Genomic DNA, 13,685 nt, shown 5'->3' with positions numbered 1-13,685 from the left:
ATCGCTATTGCGACTTGACGGAAAGAAGCTCCTCGACGGGAACAGAGCCGGCCTCGATCTCGACCACCCAGATGTCGGGGTCGAATTTCTTCTCCCTCTCCAGTCGCCCGTCAAAGAGGGCGCCATCGTCGCCGGCGCCGAGCAAACTGAAGTAACGGTCGTCGGGTTTGGCTGAATCGTAGCTCGTCTGCGGCGCCGGGCCAAACAAGGCAATCTCGCCCATGCGGCCTCGCGCCAGCACGAAGACGGCGCCGGCCTCGGTTGCGCCGCGCTTGACCACGGCGGCAAAGCCGCCGGCGCCGAAAACCCGGCGCAGCAGGGCCGACACCCACAGATCGGTGGTTACGCGCATGGCAGCATTCCGGACGACATCGGACGGTACTTAGAGCGCTTTGCGTTTGGGTGAAACCAAAACCGCGCGCCTGCGCCCATCAGTTGGTCAGGCCGATCTCGCGCATTTTGACGTAGACGACCTCGTCGGGCTCGCCGGTCTCGGGCAGACCAAACAGCAACTGAAACTCCCTGATCGCTGCCTTGGTGCGGGCCCCGACCACGCCATCGAGCTGCATGTCGTCATTGCCGAATGCCTTCAACCCGGCCTGGATCTTGATGATGCGAGCGTCGGGTGCCTGCGCCGGCGCATCTGCCGGCGAAGCCGAGACGGGAATCGCGGCCATGTCGTCCGGACGCGGTGCCGGATGCGGCACGACCGTCGAGGCGGTTGGCATGGCGCCCAGTTGATCGAGCAGAATGCTGTCGATCTCGCCGGAAGCGTTGAGCCCGACCTTCTGCTGATAGGCTTGGATGGCCTTGCGCGTGTTGGGGCCGGAAATACCGTCGACGGTGCCGGAATAGAAATCGAGATCCTTCAATATGCCCTGGACCTGCTCGACGATCGGATCGCTCTTGATCGGGGCCGGCTCCGGCCGCACGATGTTGATGGTGGTTTCAGGCTCGTCGGCGCCGGCTCGAGGAAAGCCCTCCATGCTCCTGGTCGCAAAAAACGCGCCGGCATGAGGAAAAGGCTGATACCACAAGGCGTTCGCCGAGACGTAGAACAGCGTCACCAGGAAGGCGGTCGAACCGCCAACCAGAACCGGATTGCGTGAAATCTGGCTGCCGAGGGCGACCGCGCTGCGTTGGAAGGCATTGCCGCGGCGCTTGACCGCCCTAGGCTGTTTTGCGGAGCGAGCCATGCCTGTCCCCTTTCGTCTCCGCCTTGGCTGCAGGCATCGGCAGTACGCCGGGCTTGTCGTTCGAACGTCCTTTCGGTCCGTTCACCGGCAAGCTGATCGTGACCGTGGTGCCCTCCCCCGGCATGCTTTCGATCGACATCGTGCCCTCGTGCAGCGCCACCAGACCCTTCACCAGCGACAGGCCGAGCCCGGTGCCCTCGAAGCGGCGCGTATAGTCGTTCTGGATCTGCATGAACGGCTTGCCGAGATTGGCAAAGTCTTCCTCGGCGATGCCGATGCCGGTGTCCCTGACCCAGAAATGCAGTCGCGAGCCGATCCGCTTGGCGCCGACGATAACATCGCCGCCATCGGGCGTGAACTTGATGGCGTTGGAGACGAGGTTGATGAGTATCTGTTGCACGGCACGACGGTCGGCGTTTATCTCGCCTGCATCCGGTGCGATCTGGGCTTGTAGATCGATGTTCTTTGCCTCGGCCTGCAAGCGCATCATCGACTGGCACATTTCGACAGCTTCGACGAAACGGAATGGTTCCGGCTCGGTTGCATATGCGCCGGCTTCGATCCTCGATACGTCGAGTATCGAGGTGACTACGGCAAGCAGATGCTGGCCGGACTCCTTGACCAGACCGACATATTCCTTCTGGCGCGGATCCTTGAAGGTGCCAAACATCTCATGCAGCAGCATGTCGGAAAAACCGATGATGGCGTTCAACGGCGTGCGCAGCTCGTGGCTGACGACCGCCAGAAACCGTCCCTTTGCCACTTCGGCAGACGCGGCCGCCTCTTTCGCAGCGGCAAGCTCTTCGCGCAAGCCGGCGAGTTCGTCGTTTTCGCGCAGGACGAACGTGAGGACGTCCTGCTGCTCTTCCCCGCGCGCCAATTCAAGCGAAAACGGCCGGTAATTGTCCGCCGTCGGGCCATTGCCGTTTTGCGGCAGCCGGACGCGAAGATCCAGCCGGCGCGCCAGCGCGCCATCGCGCATGTCGGCCAGCGCGCTGAGGTATGCGACGCGATCGGAAAGATGGATGCGGTCGAACAGGCCGGTACCGAACAGCAGTTCCGGCTGCAGCTTCAGGATCGTGCGCGCCTTTGCCGACGCATCCAGAACCTCGCCATGCCGGCCGGCCCGCAGGACAACGGCGTCGATGATGTTCTCGAGCCGATCGTCGGTCGCCGGATCAAGCTGCGCGCCGGCCGCGCTGCCAAGCGCTGCGACGCGGGGAACGAGGGTGAGCGCCCAGGCCAGCGGCAGCAGCCAATGCCAGGCGGCGATTTCGGCCGGACCGAACGGGAAGACAGAACCGGCAAAAGCCTGCAGCAGGATAGCGACACATGCGGATAGGGCACCCCAGAGTGCAGCGCGACGAGACGCGCCGATCCACCAGGCTTCGAACGGCAGCGCCACGACAAGCATGGCGACCGGCGAGGCCATCCCGCCCGCCGCGGCGATGATACCGGCAAGAGCAAGACTGCCCATCACCAGCGCGACCTGGCCGGCGAACGCCATCTTGCCCGATGCCGCCACCAGCAAGGCAGCAAACCAGCAGAGGCCGAACGTCGCAAAGATCGCAGCCATGGTCACGGCCACGCCCATGCCCGAGGTGACCAGCGTGACTGCTGCGCCTGCGGCGAAGAACGGAGCGGCCAGCATGACACCGATAAACCGCCTCTGGCACCGGCGGTCGTTCTGTCCGAGGATCGACGGATGAACCATACGTTCGCAACCGGCTGCCATCGCGCCGGGCAACTCAACGTATCTGGCCCTTATCGAACTCAACTCAACGCACTCGCACCTGGTCGTGAACAGCCCTGCTTCGCAGATGCTTTTGTCGATCTGAAACTCGCATCCAGCGTTTAAGGAATGGATAAGGCAGGACCGATCAATGCGCGGCCTGAGGCAGATATTGGGAGGCCGGCACGGGGCGAACCTTGGCAATTGCGGCCATAGTAAATGGAGCGTTATCCGGGCGAACAGCACTTCCGCCTTTGACAGTCGCCCCCGGTAAGCCGTGCTTCTGGGAAATACACAAGGAAAACAGTTGGATAGATGGTTAAGCTTAAGTGAAGAAAATCGGCTGGATTTGAGACAAATCCATTGCAAAATGCTTCGTTTCGAATTTGCCTAAAATTTGAGGAAAATTTTCGCTGACCGGGCAAGCCGTCCTTTGCGCGTCCATGCCACTATCGTATCCATAAAGAGGTCATGCCGCATGAACGCATGATCCGGTCACGAATGAGGGCATACAGATGGGCTTTCTGATCAGAATGGCTTTCTGGTTTTCGCTGGTGCTTCTGGCGCTGCCGCTGAATGTCGGCTCCGACGAGACAGGCCACCAAAGCGTCGGGCCGATCCAGGCGTTGTTTGCGGCACGCGAGGCCGTCGGCGACATTGCCGGCATATGCGAGCGCAAGCCTGACGTCTGCGAGACCGGCAAGTCCGCAATGCACACGATCACCGCCCGGGCAAGGGAGACAGCCAAGATCGCGGCCGCCATGTTGGACGACAAGACCGCCGAACCCGACACGGCGACAACGACCGGCAGCGTGCCCGAAGACATCGTCTTGCCGGCGAAAGTCGATTTGCCGGCGAAAAACTGAGATATTTTTCAGCGCATCTGTCACCGTCCGCGCTCTGACGCCTATAGTGTTTTCCTCTTTTTCCGTGACGCGGCGTCGCCGGATGACTATATCCGGAGTGATGACCACGACGATCCAGACGATCCGCGACGACTTCTCCCTGCTTGATGAGTGGGAAGACCGCTACCGCTATGTGATCGAACTGGGTGAGGCCCTGCCGCCGTTTCCCGACGAGGAACGCAACCCTGCCAACAAGGTGCCCGGCTGCGTCAGCCAGGTCTGGCTGACCACCGAGTATGGTCCGGGGCCCGACCCAGTCGTCACCTTCGCCGGCGATTCGGACGCCCATATCGTGCGCGGCCTCGTCGCTATCATGCTGGCGCTGTTTTCCAGACGACCCGCCAGCGAGATCCAGAAAACCGACGCGGAAGCCACGCTGAAGGCACTTGGCCTCGACGAGCACCTGTCGCCGCAACGCGCCAATGGTCTTCGTTCAATGGTCAAGCGCATCAAGCGCGACGCAGAGGCGGCCTTGAAGCAGACCGCCTGATCAGACGAACAGCGCGCGATGGCCCGACATGATCGGAGCCGCACAAGTCGCGACGCATATCGATTGCTCGCGCATCGCCCCAAGGCCAAAACGGCGCCCGGAGGCGCCGTTGATCATCTAACCCAGGTTGGGAAGAGAGCCGGTATCAGCGTCCCTTGCGCTTGCGGCCGAGACCCATCTTCTTGGCGAGCTGTGAGCGGGCGGCAGCATAGTTGGGAGCAACCATCGGGTAGCTTGCGTCCAAGCCCCATTTTTCACGATATTCGTCGGGCGTCAGACCGTAGTGGGTCATCAAGTGACGCTTCAGCGACTTGAACTTCTTGCCGTCTTCAAGACAGACGATGTAGTCGTCATGGACGGAGCGTTTCGGGTTTACTGCCGGCTTCTGCTTGTCGGCAGGAGGCTGTTCACTGGCCTCGCCCACGCGCCCAAGGGCGGCATGGACATCGGCGATGAGGCTAGGCAGCTCGCCGACCGGCACCGGATTGTTGCTGACATAGGCGGCGACGACATCGGCCGTCAATTCGATCAGCGCATCACTATTTCTGGAAGGTGTTTCGATAATATCCATGGCTTCCTGGCCCCAACGTGAGTTGTTTCTACCTGCGCCCTATTTTTGATAGGTCGGGCATCGCGCGAAATTTTTGCAGGAAAGAGCCTCTGCGATTCGCGTCGCAGCATCCTAATGAGCCACTAAACCAAGTAAGTCAATTCGCTTCTTGCGCTGTATTCATCGATGGCAATAAAATATTCGACGATCAGCTTCAACCTTTCGTGCACTCTGTAACTTTGCGATATTTTCTGGGCAGACCAGCGGCGGCGGACGCCCAGTCAAGCTGCCGTTACATCCATGAGAGCCAGTAAAAAAATCTCAATGCTTGGCTATGCTTGGTTGTGGTGCAGGCTATCTGGTTGTTTTTAGAATCCGCAAAACCATAGGTTGCGATTTGCTGTTGCAAGCAAGCCAGAAATCAGCCTGCGGACCGGCACCGTCCATCAATGTGGGGTGATGTATTTTCCGTAGACCCAGCCGGTGACGAAATTGCCGTTGTGTGCCGGATCGTGCCAGACTTCGCACCAGCGATAGCGGATCTTCTGTTCCTGCTTCCAAACCGGCTGCTTGGCGATGTCGAGCAGGTTTATGCCGCCGGTGCATCTCCGGTCATCTGCAAAACGGCGCCGTTGGGATAGGCCGCCTGCTTCTGGGACGATCCCGCCGGATACTTGCGCACGTTGAGCGTGTCGCCAAACGGAAGGTTGGTCACTTGCCAAGCTGCGAACACGGTTGCATGAGATTGGCCGATAAAGGCCAAGACTGTCGAAGCGACGGCGAAAGCCGCAGCAGCGTGAAAACGGAACTTCATTTTTCCCTCTCCTCCGGGTCATGTTCTGGAGCCCGGCGCAAACATATACTTCGGCTCTTGAACCTGCGCTGATCGGCGTGTTCATTCTCCATACAAGTAACTTCCACAGCGAGACGCAATGACCCGAACCCCAGCATTTCCAACTGCCAGCCCGCCGCAACCAGAGAAGCGGCCGGTCTTCGATGTGCACCATGGAGTGACGCGGACGGACGACTATGCCTGGCTGAGAGCCGACAACTGGCAAGAGATGTTCAGGGATCCGTCGCTGCTCGACGCGCAGATACGCGCCCATCTCGAAGCCGAGAACGCCTATCAGGCAGCGCTCATGGCCGAGACCGCCCAGGTGCGGAAGCAGCTTTTCAAGGAGATGAAGGGCCGCATCAAGGAGGACGATTCGTCCGTGCCGATGAAGGATGGGCCGTACGCCTATGGGTCATCTTTCAAGCTTGGCGGCGAGCAGCCGCGTTATTTCCGCACGCCGCGCGAGGGCGGCGACCAAGAGATCCTGCTCGACGGCGATCTCGAAGCCGAAGGCAAGGCCTATTTCCGCCTCGGCGGTGTCGACCATTCGACCGACCACCGCAAGCTTCTGTGGGCCTTCGACGACAAGGGTTCCGAATTCTACACGCTTCGCGTCCGCGATCTCGCCGACGGCAACGATCTGGCCGACAGGATTCCGGATACCGGTGGCGGCGGCGTGTGGGATGCCGGAAATGATGGATTTTTCTACACCCGCCTCGATGCCAACCACCGTCCTTCCAAGGTGCTGTTCCATGCCCTTGGCGACAGTCCTGAGAACGACCGGCTGATCTACGAAGAAACCGATCCGGGCTTCTTCATGAATGTCGGCGGCACACGCTCCAACGAGTGGATCATGGTTGGCATCAACGACCACGAGACCTCGGAATATCGCATCATGAGCGCCAGCGAGCCGTTCGCCGAACCGAAGCTGGTTGCTGCGCGCGAGACCGGCCTGCAATACGACCTCGAAGAAGGCGGCGATGTCTTCTTCATTCTTACCAATGCCGACGGCGCCAAGGATTTCAAGATCATGACTGCGCCGGCGAGCGACCCGGTGCGCGCCAACTGGCAGGAGCTGGTGCCGCACGAAGCGGGCCGGCTGATCCTTTCGGTAATCGGTTTCAAGGACCACATGGTCAGGCTTGAACGCAAGGAAGGCCTGCCGCGCATCGTCGTGCATGACCGCAACAGCGGCGAGGAACACCTCATCTCCTTCGACGAGGAAGCCTTCTCACTCGGCCTGTCGGGATCCTATGAATACGATACCGAGATCATGCGCTTTTCCTACTCGTCCATGACAACGCCGGCGCAGGTCTTCGACTACAACATGCGGACCCGCGAGCGCGTGCTGCTGAAGACCCAGGAAGTTCCGTCCGGCCACGACCCGGACCACTACGTGACGCGGCGGCTGATGGCGCCCGCAGCCGACGGCGAACTGGTGCCGGTCTCGCTCATCCACCATCGCGACACGCCGCTCGACGGATCAGCGCCTTGCCTGCTTTACGGCTACGGCTCCTACGGCATCACAGTCCCGGCCGCCTTTAACACCAATTTGTTATCGCTGGTCGACCGCGGCTTCGTCTACGCGATTGCCCATGTCCGCGGCGGCAAGGACAAGGGCTATGGCTGGTACGACGACGGCAAGCGGGCGCACAAGATGAACACGTTCACCGATTTCATCGCAGTCGCCCACCACCTCGTCGCCGAACGCTATACGCAACATGACCGCATCGTCGCTCAGGGCGGCTCGGCCGGCGGCCTGCTGATGGGCGCCGTCGCGAATATGGCGCCGGAATGCTTCGGCGGTATTGTCGCCGAGGTTCCGTTCGTCGACGTGCTCACGACCATGCTCGACGCGACCTTGCCGCTGACGCCGCCGGAATGGCCCGAATGGGGCAACCCGATCGCCTCGGAGGAGGACTACCGAACGATCGCCGCCTACTCGCCCTATGACAATGTCGCCGCGCTCGACTATCCGCCGATCCTGGCGCTTGCCGGCCTCACCGACCCGCGTGTCACCTATTGGGAGCCGGCCAAGTGGGTGGCGCGGCTGCGCGACCGCAAGACCGGCGACAATCCGGTGCTGTTCAAGATCAATATGGACTCCGGTCATGCCGGCGCATCCGGCCGGTTTTCCAGGCTCGAGGAAATCGCCTTCACCTATGCGTTTGCGCTGAAGGTGGCGGGCAAGGCCGACCTTGCCACCACAGCGCCGCCGACCCTTTTGGACGCACAGACGGCGCTGTAGGAGCTTGATCTTGCGCACCACGGGTCAGGCCATGTCGATTTTCCGCTCGCAATTGCCATAGCTGCGCGCTAGCCAATGCGCGGCTTCTCGCAGCCGCGCCACCCAAAAATCATCCAGTCACGGCAAGGGTCCGCAATGTTGCTCGTCGACGTCTATCTCGACAAATCGCCCATCCAGGGCATCGGTGTCTTTGCCAAGAACCACATTCCCCGCGGCACACTGGTCTGGAAGCTCCATCCCAACTACGACCGGCGCATCCCAGTCGAGGTCTATGAAAGCGAAACCGGGCCGGTCAGAGCCTATCTCGATCGCTATTCCTATCCCGACCGGCGCGACCCGAACTTCGTCGTCTTCGAAGCCGACGACGCCCGCTTCATGAACCATGCCGATGACCCGAATTGCGACGTCGCCTCGCCCGACGAGACTTATGCACTGCGCGACATCGCGCCCGGCGAGGAAATGACCTGCAACTACAATCATTTCTTCGAGACCGGCTTCGATTTCCTCGGCGACCGCCACCTGTAAATTGGGAGCGTGGAATGCAGCGCGGGCAGGATTGACAACACCGGACCTTCAGCGCACCTTCCAAACAGGTGGATACAACCTGCTACTTGCGCCCTCCCGGGTAAGGTGAATGTATCGAGCCACTTCAGGCTCCCTTTGCCCGAACGAACGGGTCAGTAACGCAAGCTCTGACGTCTTCCGTTCTTCGAAGCAAAGGATGATTCCATGCGCGATTTCCGCGATGCAAAAGCCATGGCGCAAACGCTGTCCGAAGCGCTGAGCGCCAAATCCGTTTCGCTGTCCCACAGCGAAAGCCTCGAGCTCATTGCTAGGGTCCTCGGCTTGCGCGACTGGAACGTATTGGCTGCAAGGATTCCGGCGAGCCAACCAGTCGGTGCTGGGCCCCGAAACCCGGCGCCCGAGGCCAGCCCGCCCCCGTCCTCCGGCGCGGATCTGCCGATTTTTCCAATGCGGGATTTCGTGCTCTTTCCGCAAATGACTGTTCCGGTCTTCGTGGGCCGCGACAAAACGCGGCGCGCGGTGGAGCACGCGATGGCAGGCGACCGCCGCGTTCTTGTGGTCGCACAGAGGCAGGCGACCGACGACGATCCCGGCAACCTTGCTTCTCTCTATCCGGTGGGTGTCACGGCTAGCGTGATAAACTGCCAGACGCAGGTGGATGGGGTACTCAAGGTCTCGGTCTCCGGCCTCCAGCGAGCCGCGATCCTTCACCTGGTCAACGCCGACTTTCTGGCGGCGGAGGTCGCGCCAGTCGAAGAGCAGCGTCGCCAATCGGCGGAGGCGGTAGCACGTTCGAGCGCGGTTCTCGATGCATATCAGAGCTATGCCAACATCGATTTTTCCTCGCTTCCACGAAAGGCCAAGGCGCGACTCGGCCTGCCCTCCATCGGCGATCCCGGTGTCCTAGCCGATACGCTCGCGCCGCTGCTGTCGATCAGTATCGAACAGAAGCAGCAGCTTCTGGAAACCAGCGATGTCGTCGCCCGGCTTGAAAAGATCCTCGACCTGATGAAGGCTGGCCGGCCTGAGAATGGGCCAGAGCCAGCCGGCTGACAGGTGCTAATTCGCCGGCTTGCGTGGGGGATAGCCGTTGGGGTGCGGCGGGATGGCCTTCAGATAGGCCGCGATCGCCGCACGGTCGTTCGGTGCCAACTCGGCCATGTTTCTCTGCACGTCGACCATGGCGCCACTGACGGAATCGAAATCAGGCGTGAAGCCGGTCTCCAGAAAGTAGGCTATGTCGGCCTCCGACCAGTCACCGAGCCCGCCTTCGCCCGAAGTGATGTTCGGCACGATGCCGCTGCCTTCGGCAGCGGTGGCTCCGGCCAGCCACTCGCTCTTCCTGGTGCCGCCAGCAAAATCGCGCGGCGTGTGGCATTCGCCGCAATGGCCGGGCCCTTCGACCAGGTAACGGCCGGCCATCACCGGATTCGGCGTCCCATTGGGGAAGGAGACCACCGGCTGGTCACTCAAATAGAGACGTTTCCACAGCCCGATGCCGCGACGGATGTTGAACGGGAACCCCAGCGAATTGGGCGGCGCCTTGCCCGCCACCGCCGGAAGCGTTTTCAGGAAGGCATGGAGATCGGCGATGTCGGCCGGCTTCATGCGTGCGTAGGATGCATAGGGAAACGCCGGATAGAAGTGCTCGCCGCTCGGCGACACGCCCTTCAGCATGGCGTTGGCGAGATCTTCGACTGACCAGCCGCCGATACCGTCCTCGGCATCCTGTGAGATGTTCGGTGGCACGAAGATGCCGAACGGCGTCTTGAGTTCGAGACCGCCGGCCAGTTGAAGACGGGCATCGCCTTGCGAGCCTGGCTTCGCATGACAGGACGTGCAGCCGCCGGCATAAAAAATGCGCTTGCCCCTGGCGGCATCGCCGGGGCCGAGCTGCGCCAGGGTCTCGCTGTCGAGCCTGACCGGCGCCGACAGGAACCAGCCGGCGACCGCGCCGGCGGCGCCAAGAACGAGGGCGGCGCCGACGAGTTTTTTCAGCAGGCGCATCGCCCGCTATCAGCCCTTCTTAATCCTGTATGTCTGGTGGCAGGTGCCGCAATCGCTGCCTATGGTGTTGAACCCCGCCTTCAAAGCATCGACGTCGGCAGGAGCGGCGGCCGCCGCAGCCTTGACGTCGGCGAGATATTTCTCTTCCACCGCCTTGAAACCGGCCATATCGTCCCAGATTTTTGGGGCAGCGGTGGTGTCGCCGGTGTCGTTGCCAGCCGGGAAAAGAGTGTCGACGTTTGCATGGAACTTCTCGGCGTTTGCCTCCAGCGCCTTCAACGCCGCCAGCACGGCCGCTGCGTCATAAGGGGTCTCGCCCTTGACAACTTTCGACAATTGGCCGGCGATCTTTCCACGTTCCTTCATAATGGCCTGCCGCTCCTGAATCGGATCGGCAAACGCCGCCGAACCGGTGAAGGCGAGCATCGAGATGGCGAGGATAAGCTTTCTCATTCAACTGGCTCCATGGTGAAGATGTTTCGGGTGAAGGTCCGACTGATCGATAACGGCAAAACTGGCTTGAAAATTCCGGAAATTCGCCTCACGCTTGTGTGAATTTTTCGCGACGGTCGTTGGAAAAGGGCGGCCGATCATTTGGCACATAGAGAAAAGCCCCGGTTTTGCCGGGGCTCTTCTGCAACTCAGTCAGGCCTACGCCTTTTCGTAGAGCTCGAGGACATGGTCCCAGTTGATGAGACTGTCGACGAAGGCTTCGAGATATTTCGGCCGGGCGTTGCGATAGTCGATGTAATAGGAATGCTCCCAGACATCGACGCCCAGGATCGGGGTCGCGCCATGGACCAGCGGGTTCTCGCCGTTCGGGGTCTTCGAGATCGCCAGCTTGCCGTCCTTGACCGAAACCCAGGCCCAGCCCGAACCGAACTGGGTGGTGCCGGCGGCGATGAAATCGGCCTTGAACTTGTCGTAACCGCCAAGATCGCTGTCAAACGCCTTTTGCAGCGCGCCCGGCAATTTGTTGCCGCCGCCGCCCTTCTTCATCCATTGCCAGAAGTGGATGTGATTGTAGTGCTGGCCGGCATTGTTGAAGAGCCCGGGGTTCTTGCCGAAGGATTGTTTCACAACCTCTTCGACCGACAAATCGCCGAGCCCGGCTTCGGCAGCCAGCTTGTTGCCGTTGTCGACATAGGCCTTGTGGTGCTTGTCGTGGTGATACTCCAGCGTCTCCTTCGACATGTAAGGCTGCAATGCCTCGTAGTCATAGGGCAAGGCGGGCAATTCAAAAGCCATCGGTGGTACTCCTCGTGGAAAAAATCCGGTGTCGATACCGGACTAACATAGGTCTGGATTGGTGTGGAGCAACTCCGGAACGAAGCGCCGGTTCGCTTTTTAGCCAGTCAGCCGGCCGAAGTCGAATGCGCCCAATCCCAATAGAGTTCGCGCGCCTTTTTCGCTACAGGCCCGGGCTGGAGACTGCGATCCTCGATGCGGGTGACCGGCACGACTTTCGAGTGGTTTCCGGTCGAGAATATTTCGTCCGCTTCGAGGAATTCGCGCACCGACAGCGCCTTTTCGATGATCTTGAAGCCATACTCGTCAAGCAGCGTCATCGTCCGAGAGCGGGTGATGCCGGACAGGAACGTGCCATTCGGCGCCGGCGTCAGGACATGGCCATCCTTGACCAGGAAAATGTTCGAGGTTCCGGTCTCGGCGACATTGCCCAGCATGTCGAGCACCAGCGCGTTGTCGAAGCCGCGCATCTTGGCTTCGAGGATGGCACGACCGTTGTTGGGATAAAGGCAGCCGGCCTTAGCGTTGGTCGGCATGGTCTCGATGGTCGGGCGCCGGAACGGCGAGACGGTGACCGAAAAGCCCGACGGCGGGATCATCGGCGATTCATAGAGGCAAAGGCAGAAACGGGTCGAGGCCGGATCGGCCGGCACGCCCATATAGCCACCATGCTCGGCCCAGTACATCGGCCTTATGTAGACCGCCGTCTTGCCGTCGAACTTCTTCAGCCCGTCCCAGGTCAGCCCGACGATCTTTTCGGCGCTCATGGATGGTTTGAGACCAAGCGCGATCGCCGAGGCGTTCACCCTCGCGGCGTGGCGGTCGAGGTCGGGGGCGACGCCCTCGAACCAGCGGGCGCCATCGAACACGCTGGTGCCGAGCCACATGGCATGGCTGCGCGGCCCCAGAATGGCGACGTTGCCTTCATACCAGTCGCCATCCACGAAGGTCCATGTCGCGGATTGCGCCGCAGCCGCCAGTGTCATCGCTTGAATCCGCGTTTCAGAGCTGTCCTGTCTCGCCATTGGAAGATGCTTTGGCGTCTGCCGTCAACTGATTTGGCTGAGATTTGTTAAGGCCAGCGGCATGCGAAATTGCAATCCGTGCTTGCGCCCGGCCTTGCCTCGCCGCAAAACTGTTACCATGCAACATGCGGCTTACGTTTTCGACGCTTACGGAACGCTGTTCGACGTGCACGCAGCCGTCCGCCGTCATGCCGACCAGATCGGACCGGACGGCCAGCTCCTGTCGGAGATCTGGCGCGCCAAACAACTGGAATATTCCTGGGTGAGGACGCTGATGGGCGCCTACGCTGATTTCTGGCAACTCACCGAACAGGCGCTGGATTTCGCGTTGCGAAAGGTTCCCTCCGCGGACAAGGGACTGAGGGCCAAGCTGCTCGACGCCTATTGGCGGCTGGACTGCTATCCGGAGGTGCCGGCCGTGCTCAAGGCGCTCAAAGCATCTGGCGCCAAGCTGGCGATCCTATCCAACGGCTCGCCTGAAATGCTGGAAGCGGCGGTCAAATCGGCCGCGCTCGACCAGGTTCTGGACGACATCTATTCCGTCGAGGCCGTCAAGCGCTTCAAGGCTGATCCGTCGGTCTACGACATGGTCACGACAGGCTGGCGTCTCTATCCGGGTGCGGTGTCGTTTCAGTCATCCAACCGCTGGGACGTCGCCGGCGCCACCAAATTCGGGTTCCGGACAGTCTGGATCAACCGCTCCGACCAGCCCGAGGAATACCGGGACTTTCCGCCGGCCCTGATCCTGCCCTCGCTCGAAGGCCTGCTCGCCGCAGGCTGACACATGACCCTAAATCGGAATCGATTCTTGGAAAGGATCATAGGCAAAATAAAACTGCGACAGCGTCCTTGCTGACGCGCGGCGCTGCGGGCCTGTTGCCTCGGCGCAACAGGAGCTGAACCGTCACAGCTTTGCCTTTGTTT

At 61.0% G+C, this 13,685-nt stretch carries 15 protein-coding genes; 6 read left to right on the top strand and 9 right to left on the bottom strand.

The window, feature by feature from the left end; all coding sequences use genetic code 11:
• Window positions 1–4: 4 nt before the first annotated feature.
• The 3 genes from AC0L3H_RS01840 to AC0L3H_RS01830 all read right to left on the bottom strand — a co-directional run bounded on the left by AC0L3H_RS01840 (window position 5) and on the right by AC0L3H_RS01830 (window position 2,910).
• Window positions 5–352 carry a DUF1491 family protein gene (locus tag AC0L3H_RS01840; protein ID WP_473584280.1) on the bottom strand — a complete coding sequence of 116 codons (348 nt, stop codon included), beginning with the start codon at window positions 350–352 and terminating at the stop codon, window positions 5–7.
• Between the two features lie 79 nt (window positions 353–431).
• Complete coding sequence (locus AC0L3H_RS01835) at window positions 432–1,196, bottom strand: peptidoglycan-binding domain-containing protein (RefSeq protein ID WP_473584279.1); 765 nt, start codon at window positions 1,194–1,196, stop codon at window positions 432–434.
• Window positions 1,171–2,910, bottom strand: a complete 1,740-nt coding sequence (locus AC0L3H_RS01830; RefSeq protein WP_473584278.1) for a sensor histidine kinase — start codon at window positions 2,908–2,910, stop codon at window positions 1,171–1,173. Before AC0L3H_RS01830 ends, AC0L3H_RS01835 begins: the two co-directional genes overlap by 26 nt.
• Window positions 2,911–3,443: 533 nt before the next feature.
• Between AC0L3H_RS01830 and AC0L3H_RS01825 the strand changes: the two genes are divergently transcribed.
• Both AC0L3H_RS01825 and AC0L3H_RS01820 read left to right on the top strand, forming a co-directional pair.
• Window positions 3,444–3,794 carry a DUF5330 domain-containing protein gene (locus AC0L3H_RS01825; protein ID WP_023800834.1) on the top strand — a complete coding sequence of 117 codons (351 nt, stop codon included), beginning with the start codon at window positions 3,444–3,446 and terminating at the stop codon, window positions 3,792–3,794.
• A gap of 100 nt (window positions 3,795–3,894) precedes the next feature.
• Window positions 3,895–4,323, top strand: coding sequence for a SufE family protein (locus tag AC0L3H_RS01820; protein ID WP_023800835.1), 429 nt, complete (start codon window positions 3,895–3,897; stop codon window positions 4,321–4,323).
• 145 nt (window positions 4,324–4,468) lie between these two features.
• On the opposite strand, the gene AC0L3H_RS01815 is transcribed toward AC0L3H_RS01820, so the two are convergent.
• Together AC0L3H_RS01815 and AC0L3H_RS01810 are read right to left on the bottom strand one after the other, a co-directional pair.
• The gene (locus tag AC0L3H_RS01815) at window positions 4,469–4,894 is read right to left on the bottom strand and encodes a Ros/MucR family transcriptional regulator (RefSeq protein ID WP_473584277.1); all 426 of its coding nucleotides are present in this window, start codon (window positions 4,892–4,894) and stop codon (window positions 4,469–4,471) included.
• A gap of 568 nt (window positions 4,895–5,462) precedes the next feature.
• A complete protein-coding gene (locus tag AC0L3H_RS01810) occupies window positions 5,463–5,687 on the bottom strand; it encodes a hypothetical protein (RefSeq protein WP_473584276.1) in 225 nt (74 codons plus the stop codon).
• Window positions 5,688–5,805: 118 nt separating this feature from the next.
• Between AC0L3H_RS01810 and AC0L3H_RS01805 the strand changes: the two genes are divergently transcribed.
• From AC0L3H_RS01805 to AC0L3H_RS01795, 3 genes are all read left to right on the top strand, one after another.
• Window positions 5,806–7,956, top strand: coding sequence for a S9 family peptidase (locus AC0L3H_RS01805; protein WP_473584275.1), 2,151 nt, complete (start codon window positions 5,806–5,808; stop codon window positions 7,954–7,956).
• Between the two features lie 135 nt (window positions 7,957–8,091).
• Entirely contained in the window at window positions 8,092–8,481 is a 390-nt protein-coding gene (locus AC0L3H_RS01800; protein ID WP_473494119.1) for an SET domain-containing protein, read from the top strand.
• Between the two features lie 204 nt (window positions 8,482–8,685).
• The gene (locus AC0L3H_RS01795) at window positions 8,686–9,534 is read left to right on the top strand and encodes an LON peptidase substrate-binding domain-containing protein (RefSeq protein WP_473584274.1); all 849 of its coding nucleotides are present in this window, start codon (window positions 8,686–8,688) and stop codon (window positions 9,532–9,534) included.
• Window positions 9,535–9,540: 6 nt separating this feature from the next.
• Here the strand turns inward: AC0L3H_RS01795 and AC0L3H_RS01790 are convergent, their stop codons facing one another.
• The 4 genes from AC0L3H_RS01790 to AC0L3H_RS01775 form a co-directional block, all read right to left on the bottom strand.
• Entirely contained in the window at window positions 9,541–10,488 is a 948-nt protein-coding gene (locus tag AC0L3H_RS01790) for a cytochrome c (protein WP_473494117.1), read from the bottom strand.
• A gap of 9 nt (window positions 10,489–10,497) precedes the next feature.
• On the bottom strand, window positions 10,498–10,941 hold the full coding sequence (locus AC0L3H_RS01785) for a c-type cytochrome (RefSeq protein ID WP_473584273.1): 444 nt from the start codon (window positions 10,939–10,941) through the stop codon (window positions 10,498–10,500).
• A gap of 198 nt (window positions 10,942–11,139) precedes the next feature.
• Window positions 11,140–11,736: a superoxide dismutase gene (locus AC0L3H_RS01780; RefSeq protein ID WP_077382015.1), complete on the bottom strand. Its 597-nt coding sequence runs from the start codon at window positions 11,734–11,736 to the stop codon at window positions 11,140–11,142.
• A 107-nt stretch (window positions 11,737–11,843) separates the two neighbouring features.
• A complete protein-coding gene (locus tag AC0L3H_RS01775; RefSeq protein ID WP_473584272.1) occupies window positions 11,844–12,722 on the bottom strand; it encodes a branched-chain amino acid aminotransferase in 879 nt (292 codons plus the stop codon).
• A gap of 157 nt (window positions 12,723–12,879) precedes the next feature.
• On the opposite strand from AC0L3H_RS01775, the gene AC0L3H_RS01770 reads away from it, so the two are divergent.
• Complete coding sequence (locus AC0L3H_RS01770; RefSeq protein WP_023800845.1) at window positions 12,880–13,542, top strand: haloacid dehalogenase type II; 663 nt, start codon at window positions 12,880–12,882, stop codon at window positions 13,540–13,542.
• The last annotated feature ends 143 nt before the right edge of the window (window positions 13,543–13,685 follow it).

The organism is Mesorhizobium sp. WSM4816 (assembly GCF_055811535.1).
The sequence above is the reverse complement of the archived record's forward strand: the minus strand, read 5'-3'. Positions and strand labels throughout refer to the sequence as shown.